The following is a 15,260-nucleotide window of genomic DNA, read 5'->3' as shown; positions in this document are numbered from 1 at the left end:
ACTCAGAAGTGGTACGGGTACGGCGACCAGTCCGGGTCGCGCTTCTCGAGGAACGCGTCGCGGCCCTCGACGGCCTCGTCGGTGCCGTAGGCGAGCCGCGTCGCCTCACCGGCGAACACCTGCTGGCCGACCATCCCGTCGTCGATCGCGTTGAACGCGAACTTCAGCATGCGGATCGCCGTGGGCGACTTGCCGAGGATCGTCCGGGCCATCGAGATCGCCTCGCGCTCGAGGTCCGCGTGCGGCACGACGCGGTTGACGGCGCCCATCTCGTACGCGCGCTGCGCCGAGTACTCCTCGGCGAGGAAGAACACCTCGCGCGCGACCTTCTGGCCCACCTGACGCGCCATGTACGCCGAGCCGTAGCCCGCGTCGAACGACCCGACATCCGCATCGGTCTGCTTGAAACGCCCGTGCTCGGCGCTGGCGATCGAGAGGTCGCAGACGATGTGCAGCGAGTGCCCGCCGCCGGCCGCCCAGCCGGGGATGACGGCGATGACGACCTTCGGCATGAACCGGATGAGGCGCTGCACCTCGAGGATGTGCAGGCGTCCCGCCCGCGCGGGGTCGTGGACCGCCCTCTCGTCATCTGAGTACTTGTAGCCGTCGCGACCGCGGATGCGCTGGTCGCCGCCGGAGCAGAACGCCCACCCGCCGTCCTTCGGGCTCGGACCGTTGCCGGTCAGCAGCACGACGCCGATCCTCGGGTCCTGCCGCGCCGTGTCGAGCGCGCGGTACAGCTCGTCGACGGTGTGCGGGCGGAAGGCGTTGCGCACCTCCGGCCGGTCGAACGCGATGCGCGCGATCCGCCCGTCCGTCGAGACGTGCGCGGTGATGTCGGTGTAGGCCTCGGCGCCGGGCGCCGCGGTCCACTCCGCCGGGTCGAAGAGCTCGGAGACGGTCACCCGGCCAGCCTACGCGCGGGGCCGAGCCGAGCGGATGCCGCGCAGCGTCACACGCGCCGTCGCGAGGAGCCCCACACCCCTACCCTGGAGCGGTGATGTCCCGTGCCCTCCCCGCCCTCGCCGCCGCCGTGCTGGCGCTCACCCTGTCCGCCTGCGCGCCCGCCGCGCCGAAGGCCGATCCCGGCTCGCCGTCGCCGACGCCGTCCACCGCGACGTGCACCGCCGACTCCGGGGTGACCGTCATCGTCGATGGCGGGAACCTGCCGGGCGCGGACGAGGTCGCGCTCGACACGTGCGTGCCGGCCGACGAGCCGATCGCCGCGACCGACGCCCTCGCCGCCGCCGGGGTCGAGCTCGAGGGGACGACCGAGTACGGTGACGCCATCGTCTGCCGCGTGAACGGCCTGCCCGCAGCCGACGAGCCCGTCGGATCGACCGAGGACCCCGACTACGTCGAGTCCTGCGAGAGCATGCCCGCCGGCTTCGCGTACTGGGGTCTGTGGGTGCGCCCGTCCGCCGACGCGGAGTGGGGCTTCGCGCAGGAGGGCATCGCGACCCTGCAGCTCTCCCCTGGCGAGAGCCTCGAACTGCTCTTCTCGCTCGACGGCGAACCGGCGGCGCCGACGCCGTGACCGTCCGACCCGGACCGCTGCGGGCCGCGACCGCCGTCGCGGCCGGGTTCGTCGTGGTCCGGGTGCTGTACCGCGTCCTGTTCGGCGGTGCCGACGGCGGCGGGACGCTCCTCCTCGACCTGCCGTCCTGGCGCCTGCCCGCGCCGTTCGCGCATGTCGAGGTGCTCGGCCCGGTGACCGCCGGCGGGATCGCGGAGGCCGCGGCATCCGCTCTGACCATCGCGGTGCCGCTCCTGATCGTCGGCGCGCTCGTCGCGGTGCTCGACGTGCCGCGACTTCTCGCGCGCGGCGCACGTCGCGGCCCGGTGCAGGGCCTCGCCCGCGCCCTCGCGCTCGCGTGGGCGACGCTCCCGGCGCTGGCCGACGCGGTGCGCGCCGCGCGACGGGCCGCGCGCCTTCGCGGCGAGCGCGCCGGCGTGCGGCTGCTCGCCCCGGTGCTCGAGCGCACCCTGCAGCGCGCCGTCGCCCTCGGAACCGCGCTCGAACTGCGCGGGTACGCCGGCTCGGGAGCGGTCGCGCAGGCCGACCCCGTCGTGCGCCTCGACGGCGCCGCGTGGGGCTTCGGCGATCGGACGGTCGCGGCCGTCGACCGGCTCGACCTGACCGCCGGCACGCTCACCCTCGTCGTCGGTCCCACGGGCGCCGGCAAGAGCACCCTCCTGCGCGGACTCGCCGGTCTGCACACGACGACCGACGGCGGATGGAGCGCCGGGATGATCGACGTGGTCGGGATGCCGCGCGCCGCGCGGCTGCCGAGGGACACCGCCCGGTCCGTCGGGGTCGTGCTGCAGGACCCGCGTCAGGGGTTCGCCGCCGAGCGCGTCCGCGACGAGATCGGACTGGCGCTCGACCTGCGCGGCGCGGCGACCCCCGAGATCGATGCGCGGGTCGCCGAGGTCGCGGAGCGCGTCGGGGTGACGGCGCTCCTCGACCGCCGCGTGCGCGAGCTGTCGGCCGGCGAGGTGACCCTCGTCGCGATCGCGGCCGCGGTCGTCGACGCCCCGGCACTGCTGCTCGTCGACGAGCCGCTCGCGGATCTCGACACCGCCGCCCGCGCCCGGGTCGTCGCGCTGCTCACGGATCTCGTTCGCCGGTCGGGCGTGTGCGTCGTCGTCGCCGAGCACCGCGCGGACGAGTTCACCGGCGTCGCGGACGGCGTCGTCGGCGTCGGGCGGCGGGAGGAGGCGCCGCTGCCGCGTCCGGGCGCGCGACAGGTCGGCGCGACCGTCCTCGAGGCGCACGGGGTGACCGTCCGCCACGGCGCGCGGGTCGCGGTCGACGGCGCGGACCTCCGCGTCGCGGCGGGCGAAATCGTCGCCGTGCAGGGACCGAACGGCGCGGGCAAGTCGAGCCTCCTCACGGCGCTCGCCCTCGGCGCGCCGGGAGTCCGGGCGACCGGCCGCGTCGCGCTCGTGCCCGACGCCTCGGACGACCTCTTCGTCCGCGACACGGTCGAGGCCGAGTGCCGTCACGCCGACCGTCGGGCCCGCACGACCGGCACCGCCGCCGTGTTCTTCGACCTGCTCGGGATGCCCGCGGACTCGCCCGCGGCGACGGCGCTGAGCCGGCGGCATCCGCTCGATCTGTCCGCCGGACAGCGACGGTGTCTCGCGATCGCGATCCAGTGCGCCCGGCGACCCGCGGCCCTGCTCGTCGACGAGCCGACGCGCGGCCTCGACCCCGCCGCCCGCACGCTCGTCGCCGCGGCGCTGGTGCGGACAGCCTGTTCGGGCGCCGCGGTCGTGTTCGCGACGCACGACGCGGAACTCGCGGGCGTGCTGGCCGACCGCGCGGTGCGGATCGACGGCGGCGTGCTGCGTCCGGGCGGCCTGCCGTCGGATTCGGAGATCGCCGCGGGATTCGGATCGAACATGCCCCCGGCATCCGCATCCCGCGACGTCGTCCGAATCCGCGAACGATCGGATGCCGCGCCCGCCCGCGCGCGCTCGCGCGGCCTCGTCCTCCTCGCCGCCAACCTGCTCGCGGCCGGTGCGTTCGCGTGGCCGCTCGTGGCCGCCGCGCTGCCGTCGCAGGCGCAGGCCGCGGCGCCCGTCATCGCCCTCGCGCTCGCCCCTCTCGCGGTCGTGCTCGTCGCGACGGCGGTCGACGCGTCGATCCGGTCGGCCCACACGCTCGCGCTGCTGGCGACGCTCGCCGCGATCGGCGGCGCGATCCGGCTCGCGTCGACCGGGGTCGGCGGCGTCGAGGCGCTGTTCGTCCTGCTGATCCTCGCCGGCCGCGCCTACGGCGCACGGTTCGGGATGCTGCTGGGCGCCGCGTCGCTGCTGCTGTCGTCGCTCGTGTGGGGCGGGGTCGGGCCGTGGCTGCCGTTCCAGATGTTCGCGTGCGGATGGGTGGCGGCGGGCGCCGCTCTCCTGCCGGCGCGGGTGCGGGGGCGCGGCGAAGTCGTCATGCTGGCGGGGTACGGGGTGATCGCGTCGTACCTGTTCGGCCTGGTCATGAACCTCTGGTTCTGGCCGTTCGCCGTCGGGGCGGGGACGTCGATCTCCTACATCCCCGGCGCGCCGCTGACCGAGAACCTCGCGAGCTTCCTGCTCTACTCGCTCGTCACCTCGACGGCCGGCTGGGACACCGTGCGGGCCGTCACGACCGTCTTCGGCCTCGCTCTCGTGGGCCGTCCGCTGCTCCGTTCACTGCGGCGGGCCAAGCCGATGTCGCGCCCGGTCGCGCCCTCCCGGGCGCCCGGACCCGTCGCCGTCGTGCGAAGCTTGTAGGGCGGCTCTCACCCCCGACGAGCGCCGCGGAGGGACCCCCGCATGAAGATCACGAGATCCTCCGATTGGCGGGACGCTCTTCCGTTCGAGACGCCCGTCCTCGCCGCCGACGCGGTGCCCGGCGAACCGACCCGCTGCGTGAGCTGCCCCGCCGGCAGCGAGCCGCGCGAGCGCACCGAACTGTGGGTCGTCAAGCACCGGCATCCGAACAATCACGCCGGCTTCGTGCGGTATTACTGCGCCGAGCACGCCCCGAAGACCGCCCCGCCGCCCCCGCCGTCGGTCGCCCGGCCCGGCAAGCCGCGCGGCACCGCCCCGAAGCCGCGCCCCGAGCGCACCGTCGCCCCGAAGCGCCCCGCGGCCTCCCTCGACGTCGTGCGCGCGATGTGCCCGGACTGCTTCGTCGAGGTCTCCGCGACCGGCGTCTGCGGGATGTGCGGCCAGCAGGTCGCCTGAGGCCGGGTCAGGGCTCGTCGGGCGCGGTGTTCGACAGCCACCACTCCTCGAGGTCGTCGACCGCCGCGAGCGACAGCAGACCCTCCTCGCCCTCGGCGGCGACGGAGAGGCTCCGGAACAGCAGGACGTCGGCGCCGTCGACGGTCAGTCGGAGGTGCGGCTCGTCGCCGTCGTACAGCTCCCATCGGCGACGGTCGTCGTCCGTCGATGCGACGACGTCGTCGCACGCGGCGATCAGGCCCACGAACGGTGCGGCAGCGGCATCCGCCGCCGAGGGGAACCGCCAGGTCGACGCAGCATAGGCGAACTCCGCGCCGGTCGCCATGTCGACCCGCACTCGGGCCGAGGTCTGGCGGAGCGCTCCCGCCGCGAACATGTCGTCAAACGGCGCCGACAACGCCGGGGAGTCTCCGATCACGGGCGAGCAGACTGTCGTCGCGCCCTCCGAGGTCCCCTCCGGAGCACACGCTCCCTCGGCTCGCTCGTATCCCGCCAGGTTCCACTCCATCGACGCCACCTCATCGACGCCCGGCAGCCCGTCCGTCGAGTTCGCGACCGGGAGATCGACGCTGCGTTCACGCGTGCACGACGCGGGCTCGGCGGGCGGGCGGTCGACCGTCCGCGTCGGCGTCGGCGACGTCCCGGATTCGAGCTCCGCCGTCGAGACGCACCCGGTGAGAGTGAGGACGGCGACGGCGGCGAGGACGGACAGGCCCCGTATTGGCTGCATGGTCAGCCCCGAGGCTCGCGGCTCAACGCTGCGGCAGCCTGCGCCTGCCACCACTCCTCGGCCGCATTCACGCTCGCTTCGGGGAGCAGCGACGATTCCGTGGCCGTCAGCCCCGCATCCTCGCCCTCCGTGGTGACCGGCCGCGCGCTGCGGACGACGAAGACATCCCGGCCCTCGACCGACGCCACGACCGCGGGTTCGGTCCCCTCGAAGACCCGCACTCGGCCGTCGCCGGCCTGCGACCCTTCGCACGCGGCGAGCGCGTCGAGGATCGGCGCTGCCCGAGCGTCTGCCGGCGTCGCGAACCGCCGCGCCTGCATCCCGAGGACCAAGTGCTCCCCATCGGCCGTGCGCCCTTCGACGTAGCCCGCGATCTGGCGCTCCGCCTCGGCGGCGAACATGTACTCGACGGGAGCGCTGGAGACGGCCCGCGACACGTCGTCGAGGGGGCATCCGGCGCGGTGCAGGTCTCGACGGTGCCGACCGGCTGCGTGGAGACCGGCGCGCAGGCGCCTTCGCCCCTCACGAGGTCGTCGCCGCCCGCGAGCCACCCCGCCATCGGGTCCGCCGGCTCGATCACACCGAGCACCTCGTCGAGGTTGATGAGCATCGTCGTGTCGCCGGCCCATTCCGCGCACCGCGGCGGCTCGGTAACTTCCTTCGCCGCCGCGGCGGGTGTCCGCTCGGCGGTGGGCGTCGGGGTCTGCTCCGACTCGAGGCTCGCCGTCGAGACGCACCCGGTGAGAGCGACCGAGGCGAGCAGCACGAACGCGAGGCGAAGGGGACGCATCCTCGCAGTATGCCGTGTCCGACCCCTCGCCTACCGTCGGCACGGTGACGGAACCGGTGCGGTGGTGGTGGCAGCGCCGCCAATTCTCGCGCGGCGTCGACGTGCCCTACCCGGTCGGCACGTATCGATCGGCGTGGGCCGCCTACCCCGAGCTCGTGCGGCAGTACCACCCCGACCTCAACGAGGGGATCTCGCTGTCGCAGATCCCGCCCGCTGCCGACGTGCTGCTGTGCTGGGAGTGCACGGCCGGCCACCGGTTCGCGGCGACACCCACCGAGCAGCGCGAGCGGCCAGGACGCGTCCGGCGACGGTCGGCCTGGTGCCCGGAGTGCTCGGCCCTCGCGGCGCCGCGACCGGTGAAGGCGGTAGCGAAGCGTGCGACGCCGACCGTCTGCGAGAAGACCCCCGACCTGCCCGTCGGCGAGCCGTTCGTCAGCGCGTGCGCGCCGCGACCCGCATCCGCTGCCGAAGGGCGACTGCGGCTGCAGCTCAGCGAAGCCCTGCTCTTCACCGAGGGGATGACGGCGGTGCGCGTCGGGCGGCCGTTCTTCCGGCACCGCGAGGTGTGGCCCGACATCCTGCTGCCCGAACTGCGAGTCGCGATCGAGTACGACACCCCGGGGCGGCACGGGCTCGAGCACGTGGGGAAGCGGGAGGCATCCGATCGGCGCAAGGATGCGCTGCTGCGCGCCGCAGGCTGGGAGGTCGTGCGGGTCCGCACCGGCGGGCTCGAGCCGCTGGGTCCGAACGATGTCGTCCTGCGGACCGCCGGCGCCACGACGGTGCCCGCGATCCTCGACGCGCTGCGGGGAATCCGCGGCGACCTCGTCGTGGACGCGTACCGGCGGTGAGTCAGATCGGCTCCTCCCAGCCGATCACCCGCGCGTTGCCGAGCGGCACCGCGCCCGGCGCGAGCACGTGCGGGATGCCGTGGAACCACGCCCCGCTCACACCGCGCCGCACCATCTCCTCGAGCCAGGCCCGGTTGCCCGCGGGGATCTCGGTCGCCGTGACGAACGATGGCGGGTGGAACGGCGCCACCTCCGACGCGTCGATCGGATCCCCCGTCGCCGTGACCGTCCGGTCGAGAACGACGGTGCCCGCGGGCAGGTCGTCGACCGGAATCGCCCAGAACTCCGCGCGCGGAGGCTCCTTGCCGCGGATCTCCCGCCACGCCCGCCAGATCGCGTGCGGGTGCACCGGGCTGAGGAAGACGACCTCCGCCCACGTGCGCGCGAGTCCCGGGATCTCCGTCTCCTTCAGCCGCTGTCGCTCCGGCGTGTCCTCGTACTTCGCCATCGCTCGCGCGTAGCCGGCCGGGTCGATCGATGCCAGATCGGATGCCGGGACGAGCGCAGCACCGACGAGGTCGACGCGCTGGTGGAAGACGAGGTTCATGAGGCGGGTCGTACGCCGTCGAAGGGCGACAGAGTGATCCATTGGCCGTGGTCGAAGCTCAGGTACAGGCGAAGAGGCGCGTCCTGGAGCATCGGGTCCCCCTCCGCATAGACCGGCGACGCGCAGTTGTCCGCGGTCGAGGCGACCCGGAGCTCGGACGCGTCGGTGAGGTCGCCCTTGATGACGGTCAGCCCCGACACGAGGTACGCGTTGGCGGGGTATCCGTAGACAGCGCTGGTTCCGTCCGGCCGGATGGACTCGACCTCGACGACAAGGTCAGCGGCTTCGAGCCGGTCCTCGTCGGACGCGTAGGTCCCCCACGACACGCAGGTGACCGACTGTTCAGCGCTCGGCGCGCACCCCACGACGCCAGCCGCGAGTGCAACAAGCCCGACGATCCCCACCGAACGCTTCATCCCGACCCCCTCACCCGAGAGTGTCGCACCTGCGGCATCCGTCTCAGGCGAGCGCGACCGCCGTCCACGACACCGGGGGAAGCGTGATCGTCAACGTGCCGCCGTCGAGGACGGCGGACTCGTTGGCACGCGGCGCGACACGCTCCCGGTCGTCGAGCGTGTTCTTCGCGTAGACGTCGTCGTCCGAGAGCGTGTGCGTCTCGGCGATCGAGGTGGCGCCCAGGCCCGACACGTCGACGGTGACCTCGATCGACTCGGTCGTGCTGCGGTTGACGAGGAAGACCGCGCTCCGGCCCGTCGCGTCGTCGTGCGTGGCGACGGCGTCGACGAGCGGCACCTCGCCGAACACGGCGGTCTCGTACGACGGCGCGTCGACGAGCACGCGCATCGCCTCGCCCTGCGCGAGGCGCGACGTGAGCGAGAAGGGGAAGAACGTCGTCTGGCGCCAGGCCGGTCCGCCGGGCTCGGTCATGATCGGCGCGATGACGTTCACGAGCTGCGCGAGCGACGCGCTCGCGACACGGTCGGCGTGCTTGAGCAGCGAGATCATGAGGCTGCCGAACACCACGGCATCCACCACCGAGTAGACGTCCTCGAGCAGGCGCGGCGCGACCGGCCAGTTGTCGATGCCGTCGATCTTCTCGACGTTCTCCCACCGCGAGAGATACCAGACGTTCCACTCGTCGAACGAGATGTCGATCTTCTTCGACGACCGCTTGACGGCCGCGACGTGGTCGGCGGTCGCGACGACCGTCTCGATGAAGCGGTCCATGTCGACCGCCGAGGCGAGGAAGCTGCCGATGTCGCCGTCCTTCTCCTCGTAGTACGCGTGGCACGAGATCAGGTCGACGTCGTCGTACGTGTGGGTGAGGACGACCCGCTCCCATTCGCCGAACGTCGGCATCGTCGCACCCGACGAGCCGCAGACGACGAGCTGGATCGACGGGTCGAGCTGCCGCATCCCCTTCGCGGTGCGGGACGCGAGCTTGCCGTAGTCCTCCGCCGAGCGGTGACCCAGCTGCCAGGGGCCGTCCATCTCGTTGCCGAGGCACCACATGCGCACGTCGAAAGGCTCGGTCGCGCCGTTCGCGACGCGACGGTCGCTGAGAGCCGTCCCCGAGCGGATGTTGCAGTACTCGAGCAGGTCGATCGCCTCGAGCGTGCCGCGCGTGCCGAGGTTGACCGCCATCATCAGGTCGCTGCCGACCTTGTCGAGCCACGACGAGAATTCGTGCAGGCCGACCTCGTTGGTCTCGGTCGAGTGCCAGGCCAGGTCGAGGCGGCGCGGGCGCTCGGCGACGGGACCGACCGAGTCCTCCCAGCGGAAGCCCGACACGAAGTTGCCGCCCGGGTAGCGGATCGTGTCGACCCCGAGCTCCTTGACGAGGTCGATGACGTCGGTGCGGAACCCCTCGGCATCCGCCGTCTCATGACCCGGCTCGAAGATGCCGTCGTAGATGTGCCGGCCGAGGTGCTCGACGAAGCCGCCGAAAATCTTGCGGCGGACCTCTCCGATGGGGGCTGCGGCGTCGACGATGAGGCGTGCAGAGGTCATGGCGGGCTTCCTTGTCCGAAACGGTAAACGTTGTAATTCATGATGGCGAGAGGGATGCCGGTCGTCAAGGTCTCGGTCGAGCGTCAGCGCGCCGGCGCGGACTCCCGCACGCGCAGCTCGAAGGGTGCCGACACCACGCGCGCCTCGCCCGCGGCATCCCCCACCCGGCCCAGCAGCGTGTCGACCGCGGTCTGCGCGATCCACCGTCGACCCGGGTCGATCGTCGTGAGCGACGGAATCGCGTACGCCGCCTCGTCGAGGTCGTCGAACCCCACGACGGCCACCTCGTCGGGCACGCGTCGCCCCGCCTCCTGCAGCGCGCGGATCGCACCGAGCGCGAGGGTGTCGCTCAGCCCGAACACCGCGTCGAAGTCCACGCCGCGCGCGAGCAGGTCGCGGACGGCGTCGGCGCCGCCCGCCCGGTCCCAGAACCGGGTCTCGACGATCAGGTCCGGATCGTGCGCGACGCCCGCGTCGGCGAGAGCCGCGCGGTGGCCCTGCAGCCGCAGCCCTGCCGCGCCGTCGTCGTCGTGCGCGCCGAGCACGGCGATGCGCTGACGGCCCGCGGTCAGAAGATGCGCCGTCGCCGCCTGCGCCGCCTCGGTATTGCGCATCGTCACGTGGTCGACGGGCGCGTCGTACACCCGCTCGCCGAGCAGCACCGTCGGGTACGTCCGCGGGCGGTCGGCGAGGTCGGATGCCTCCAACCCCAGCGGACTGAGGATGAGGCCGTCGGTCAGCCCGAGCCGGGGACTGCGCAGCAGCTCGCGTTCCCGGTCGCGCTCTCCGCCGGTCTGCTCGACGAGCACGACGACGCCGCGCTCCTCGGCGCGGGCGATGACCATCCCCGCGAGCTCGGCGAAGTAGCTGAACGAGAGATCCGGCACGGCGAGGGCGATGACGCCCGTCCGTCCGCTGCGGAGGCTCCGGGCGGTCAGGTTGGGGGTGTACCCGAGCTCCGCGATCGCCCGCTGCACCTTCTCCCGCGTCGACGCCCGCACATGAGGGTGGCCGTTGATGACGTTCGACACCGTCTTGATCGAGACGCCGGCCAGCCGCGCCACGTCGTGCACCGTCGGTGTCATCCGCCCTCCCGCGCGTCACTGTACAGCGGAGCGCAACCCCTGCGTGGCCGGCGGTCGCGGTCCCTAGGCTGACGCCATGACCTCGACAGCCAAGAGCGCGGCCCACGACGCCAAGAACAGCCGGGCGGTCCACGTCCTCGCCCGGGCGGGCTTCGCCGCGAGCGGGATCGTCCACATCCTCATCGGCGTGATCGCCATCTCGATCGCCCTCGGCGGCGCCGGCGGACAGGAGGCCGACCAGTCGGGCGCCCTCGCGCAGCTCGCCGCAGCCCCCGGCGGCGTCTTCCTGCTGTGGGCCGTGACGATCGGGCTGGCCGCCCTCGGGCTGTGGCATCTGCTGAGCGCCGTCCTCGACCGCAGCGCCGACTCCGGCAAGGACCGCGCCGTGCACATCGTCAAGAACGGCGCGAAGGGGCTCGTCTACCTCGCCCTCGCCGTCACGGCGGGCACGTTCGCCGTCGGCGGGTCGTCGAGCTCGTCGGGCTCGACGACCTCGCTCACCGCGAGCCTGCTCTCGACGCCCGGCGGTGTGTTCCTCGTCGTCGCCATCGGGATCGTGCTGATCGCCATCGCGGGGTACCTCGTGGTCAAGGGCGTCACGCGACGCTTCGAGCGCGACCTGAGCGTGCCGGGCGGGACCGCGGGCCGCGGCGTGCGGATCCTCGGCACCGTCGGCTACATCGCCCGCGGCGTCGCGATGGCGGGTGTCGGCGTCCTGTTCCTCTTCGCCGCGGCGACCAACGACCCCGAGAAGTCCAGTGGACTCGACGGAGCCCTGCGCACGATCGCCGACCTCCCCGCCGGCAAGATCCTGCTCGTCCTCGTGGGCGCCGGCTGGATCGCGTACGGCGTCTACGCCTTCTTCCGCGCCCGCTACACGCGCCTGTGAGGCCCGCTCACCGGGCGCCCGTCAGACCGAGAAGTACTTCGCCTCGGGGTGGTGGAACACGAAGGCATCCGTCGACTGCTCGGGATGCAGCTGCAGTTCCTCGCTGAGCTCGACCCCCATCCGTTCGGGATGCAGCAGCTCGACGACCTTCCGCCGGTCCTCCATGTCGGGGCACGCCGGGTACCCCAGCGAGAAACGCGCGCCGCGGTACTCGAGCTTGAACAGCCCGGCCGTGTCGGCGGGATCCTCGCCGGCGAAGCCGAGCTCGGCACGGATGCGGGCGTGCCAGAACTCGGCGAGCGCCTCGGTCAGCTGCATCACGAGCCCGTTGAGCTCGTAGTAGTCGCGGTACCGGTCCTCGGCGAACAGCTTCGCGGTGACCTGATCGATCCGGGCTCCCGCCGTCACGAGCTGCACGGGCAGCACGTCGACCTGCCCCGACTCGCGGGAGCGCACGAAGTCCGCGAGGCAGAGGTGCCGGTCGCGCCGCTGGCGCGGGAACGAGAACCGCAGCCGCTCAGTGCCGACCTCGCCCCCAGACCCGCCGTCGGGGGCGAGCAACCCCGGCACCCCGAGGCGACCGGCGGCATCCGCGCCGTGGTGCAGCACGACGACGTCGTCGCCCTCGCTGACGACGGGGAAGTAGCCGTAGGCGACCGACGCGTCGAGCATGCCCTCGGCGAGGATGCGGTCGAGCCAGTACCGCAGCCGCGGCCGCCCCTCGGTCTCGACGAGCTGCTCGTACGTGAGGCCGTCGTCGCCGCGCCCGGGCTTCAGCCCCCACTGCCCCATGAACGTCGCGCGTTCGTCGAGGAAGGCGGCGTAGTCGGCGAGCGCGACACCGCGCACGATCCGGGTGCCCCAGAACGGCGGCGCCGGCACGGGGTTGTCGGATGCCACGTCCGACCGCCCGGGCATCGCCTCGGGCTCGGTCAGGGTGAGCTTCGACCCCGCGGAGTGGATGCGCTTCTTCAGCGGCGGGAGGCCGACGGATGCCGGGTCCGCCCCGCGGGCGATCTTCACGAGGGGCTCCATGAGCGCGAGGCCCTCGAAGGCGTCCTTCGCGTAGCGGACCTCGCCCGGGAAGATCCCGGCGAGGTCGTCCTCGACGTAGGCGCGGGTCAGCGCCGCGCCGCCGAGGATCACGGGCCAGCGGCCGGCGAGCCCGCGCGAGGCGAGCTCCTCGAGGTTCTCCTTCATGACGACCGTGGACTTCACGAGCAGGCCGCTCATGCCGATGACGTCGGCGTCGTGCTCCTCGGCGGCGGCGATGATGTCGGCGATGGGCTGCTTGATGCCGAGGTTCACGACGGTGTAGCCGTTGTTGGTCAGGATGATGTCGACGAGGTTCTTGCCGATGTCGTGCACGTCGCCGCGGACGGTCGCGAGCACGATCGTGCCCTTGCCCGACGCGTCGGTGCGCTCCATGTGGGGTTCGAGCAGCGCGACGGCGGTCTTCATCACCTCGGCGGACTGCAGGACGAACGGCAGCTGCATCTGGCCGGCGCCGAACCGCTCGCCGACGACCTTCATTCCCTCGAGCAGGTGGTCGTTGATGATGTCGAGCGGGGCGATGCCGCCCTCGCGCGCGAGGTCGAGGTCGGCCTCGAGGCCCTTCAGCTCTCCGTCGATGATGCGACGCTCGAGCCGCTCCCCCACGGGCAGGGCGGCGAGCTCGGCGGCGCGCTGATCGCGCAGGGCGGCGGTGTCGACCCCGGCGAACATGTCGAGCATGACGGCGAGCGGGTCGTAGGTGACGTTCCCCTCGGCATCCGTCTCGCGCCGGTCCCACACGAGGTCGAGCGCGACCTTCCGCTGCTCCTCGGGGATCGAGGCGAGCGGGACGATCTTGGCCGCATCGACGATCGCCGACGTGAGACCCGCCTGCGTCGCCTCGTGCAGGAAGACCGAGTTGAGCACCGACCGCGCCGCCGGGTTGAGCCCGAACGACACGTTCGAGACGCCGAGGGTCGTGTTGATGCCGGGGTACTTCTCGACGAGTCCGCGGATCGCCTCGATCGTCTCGATCGCGTCGCGCCGCGTCTCCTCCTGACCGGTCGCGATCGGGAACGTGAGGCAGTCCACGACGATGTCCGAGACCCGCATCCCCCACTCGCCGACCAGCTCGTCGACGAGCCGCGACGCGATGCGCAGCTTGTCGACGGCTGTGCGCGCCTGCCCCTGCTCGTCGATCGTGAGGGCGATGACGGCGCTGCCGTGCTCCTTCACGAGCGGCATGATCCGCCCGAACCGGCTGGTGGGCCCGTCGCCGTCCTCGTAGTTCACCGAGTTCACGACCGGACGCCCGCCGATCAGTTCGAGACCCGCCTGCAGGACAGCGGGCTCGGTGGAGTCGATGACGAGCGGAAGAGTGGATGCCGAGGCGAACCGCGACACGATCTCGCGCACGTCCGCGACCCCGTCGCGACCGACGTAGTCGACGCAGACGTCGAGCAGGTGCGCGCCGACGCGGATCTGGTTCCGCGCGATCTCGACGCAGTCGTCCCACCGCCCCTCGAGCATCGCCTCGCGGAAGGCCTTCGACCCGTTCGCGTTCGTGCGCTCCCCGATCGCGAGGTAGGCGGTGTCCTGGTCGAACGGCACGTGCTGGTACAGCGACGCGACCCCCGGCTCGGTCACGGGCGACCGCGGTGCGGGCGCGGCGACCGGGCGCAGGCGCTCGACGACGGCGGCCATGTGCTCGGGGGTCGTGCCGCAGCATCCGCCGACCAGTCCCAGCCCGAACTCGCGGACGAACTGCTCGTGCGCCGTCGCGAGCTCGTCCGGGGTGAGCGGGTAGTGCGCCCCGTCGGCGGTCAGCACCGGGAGTCCGGCGTTCGGCATGCACACGACCGGCACCGTCGCGTGCTTCGACAGGTGCCGCAGGTGCTCGCTCATCTCGGTGGGACCGGTCGCGCAGTTGAGACCGATCGCGTCGACACCGAGGGGCTCGAGCGCCGTGAGCGCCGCACCGATCTCCGACCCCATGAGCATCGTGCCGGTCGTCTCGACCGTCACCTCGACGAGGATCGGCAGACGGATGCCGCGACTCACGATCGCCTGCTTGCAACCGTTGACGGCGGCCTTGGTCTGCAGGAGGTCCTGCGACGTCTCGATCAGCAGCGCGTCGGCGCCCCCGTCGATGAGGCCCTCCGCCTGCAGCGCGAAGGTCTGCTTGAGGTGGTCGTAGGTCGTGTGACCGAGGCTCGGGAGCTTCGTGCCGGGGCCCAGGGATCCGAGCACCCAGCGGAGGCGGCCGTCGCGCGCCTCGGCGGCGTCGACGCGTTCCCGCGCGATGCGCGCCCCGGCGGCGGCGAGCTCGTGGATGCGGTCGTCGATGCCGTAGTCCGACAGGTTCGACCAGTTCGCCCCGAACGTGTTGGTCTCGATGGCGTCGATCCCGGTGGCGAGGTACTCGTCGTGGATGGCGGCGATCATGTCGGGGCGCGAGACGTTGAGGATCTCGTTGCACCCCTCGAGCTGCCGGTAGTCCTCGAGCGTCGGGTCGTGCCGCTGCAGCATCGTGCCCATCGCGCCGTCGGCGATCACGACCCGCTCGGCGAGCGCGTCCAGCAGCGCCTGCGCCCGGGCGGGGCGCGGGACGGACTCGACGTCGAGCGGGTGACGGAGGGCGAGGGGGCTGCTCACCCGCGCGAGTCTACTTCCGGC

At 72.7% G+C, this 15,260-nt stretch carries 13 protein-coding genes; 5 read left to right on the top strand and 8 right to left on the bottom strand.

Annotated features, from left to right (window positions below; all coding sequences use genetic code 11):
- Positions 1-2: 2 nt before the first annotated feature.
- A complete protein-coding gene (locus tag Q9S36_RS12290) occupies positions 3-905 on the bottom strand; it encodes a 1,4-dihydroxy-2-naphthoyl-CoA synthase (RefSeq protein WP_064003929.1) in 903 nt (300 codons plus the stop codon).
- A 95-nt stretch (positions 906-1,000) separates the two neighbouring features.
- Here Q9S36_RS12290 and Q9S36_RS12285 point away from each other — a divergent pair, with 95 nt between their 5' ends.
- The 3 genes from Q9S36_RS12285 to Q9S36_RS12275 are packed head-to-tail and all read left to right on the top strand — an operon-like array spanning position 1,001 to position 4,728.
- Positions 1,001-1,537 (top strand): hypothetical protein, encoded by a 537-nt coding sequence (locus Q9S36_RS12285; RefSeq protein ID WP_311285574.1) that lies wholly within the window; start codon positions 1,001-1,003, stop codon positions 1,535-1,537.
- On the top strand, positions 1,534-4,272 hold the full coding sequence (locus tag Q9S36_RS12280) for an ABC transporter ATP-binding protein (RefSeq protein WP_311285383.1): 2,739 nt from the start codon (positions 1,534-1,536) through the stop codon (positions 4,270-4,272). The genes Q9S36_RS12285 and Q9S36_RS12280 overlap by 4 nt, the downstream gene beginning before the upstream one ends.
- A gap of 42 nt (positions 4,273-4,314) precedes the next feature.
- Positions 4,315-4,728, top strand: a complete 414-nt coding sequence (locus Q9S36_RS12275; RefSeq protein WP_311285382.1) for a glucose-6-phosphate dehydrogenase — start codon at positions 4,315-4,317, stop codon at positions 4,726-4,728.
- A 7-nt stretch (positions 4,729-4,735) separates the two neighbouring features.
- Here the strand turns inward: Q9S36_RS12275 and Q9S36_RS12270 are convergent, their stop codons facing one another.
- Both Q9S36_RS12270 and Q9S36_RS12265 read right to left on the bottom strand, forming a co-directional pair.
- Positions 4,736-5,458, bottom strand: coding sequence for a hypothetical protein (locus Q9S36_RS12270; RefSeq protein ID WP_311285381.1), 723 nt, complete (start codon positions 5,456-5,458; stop codon positions 4,736-4,738).
- Positions 5,459-5,460: 2 nt separating this feature from the next.
- Complete coding sequence (locus Q9S36_RS12265) at positions 5,461-5,895, bottom strand: hypothetical protein (protein ID WP_311285380.1); 435 nt, start codon at positions 5,893-5,895, stop codon at positions 5,461-5,463.
- 397 nt (positions 5,896-6,292) lie between these two features.
- Here Q9S36_RS12265 and Q9S36_RS12260 point away from each other — a divergent pair, with 397 nt between their 5' ends.
- On the top strand, positions 6,293-7,099 hold the full coding sequence (locus Q9S36_RS12260) for a zinc-ribbon domain-containing protein (protein ID WP_311285379.1): 807 nt from the start codon (positions 6,293-6,295) through the stop codon (positions 7,097-7,099).
- Between the two features lies 1 nt (position 7,100).
- Here the strand turns inward: Q9S36_RS12260 and Q9S36_RS12255 are convergent, their stop codons facing one another.
- The 4 genes from Q9S36_RS12255 to Q9S36_RS12240 form a co-directional block, all read right to left on the bottom strand.
- Positions 7,101-7,646, bottom strand: a complete 546-nt coding sequence (locus tag Q9S36_RS12255) for a hypothetical protein (protein ID WP_311285378.1) — start codon at positions 7,644-7,646, stop codon at positions 7,101-7,103.
- Positions 7,643-8,062 (bottom strand): hypothetical protein, encoded by a 420-nt coding sequence (locus Q9S36_RS12250; protein WP_311285377.1) that lies wholly within the window; start codon positions 8,060-8,062, stop codon positions 7,643-7,645. Before Q9S36_RS12250 ends, Q9S36_RS12255 begins: the two co-directional genes overlap by 4 nt.
- A 43-nt stretch (positions 8,063-8,105) precedes the next feature.
- A complete protein-coding gene (locus Q9S36_RS12245) occupies positions 8,106-9,617 on the bottom strand; it encodes an alpha-N-arabinofuranosidase (RefSeq protein WP_311285376.1) in 1,512 nt (503 codons plus the stop codon).
- An 83-nt stretch (positions 9,618-9,700) separates the two neighbouring features.
- Positions 9,701-10,702, bottom strand: coding sequence for a LacI family DNA-binding transcriptional regulator (locus tag Q9S36_RS12240; RefSeq protein WP_311285375.1), 1,002 nt, complete (start codon positions 10,700-10,702; stop codon positions 9,701-9,703).
- A 76-nt stretch (positions 10,703-10,778) separates the two neighbouring features.
- On the opposite strand from Q9S36_RS12240, the gene Q9S36_RS12235 reads away from it, so the two are divergent.
- The gene (locus Q9S36_RS12235) at positions 10,779-11,591 is read left to right on the top strand and encodes a DUF1206 domain-containing protein (protein WP_311285374.1); all 813 of its coding nucleotides are present in this window, start codon (positions 10,779-10,781) and stop codon (positions 11,589-11,591) included.
- A gap of 21 nt (positions 11,592-11,612) precedes the next feature.
- On the opposite strand, the gene metH is transcribed toward Q9S36_RS12235, so the two are convergent.
- Positions 11,613-15,239 (bottom strand): methionine synthase, encoded by a 3,627-nt coding sequence (gene metH / locus Q9S36_RS12230; RefSeq protein ID WP_311285373.1) that lies wholly within the window; start codon positions 15,237-15,239, stop codon positions 11,613-11,615.
- Between the last annotated feature and the right edge of the window lie 21 nt (positions 15,240-15,260).

Source organism: Microbacterium sp. ARD31 (assembly GCF_031844425.1).
The sequence above is the reverse complement of the archived record's forward strand: the minus strand, read 5'-3'. Positions and strand labels throughout refer to the sequence as shown.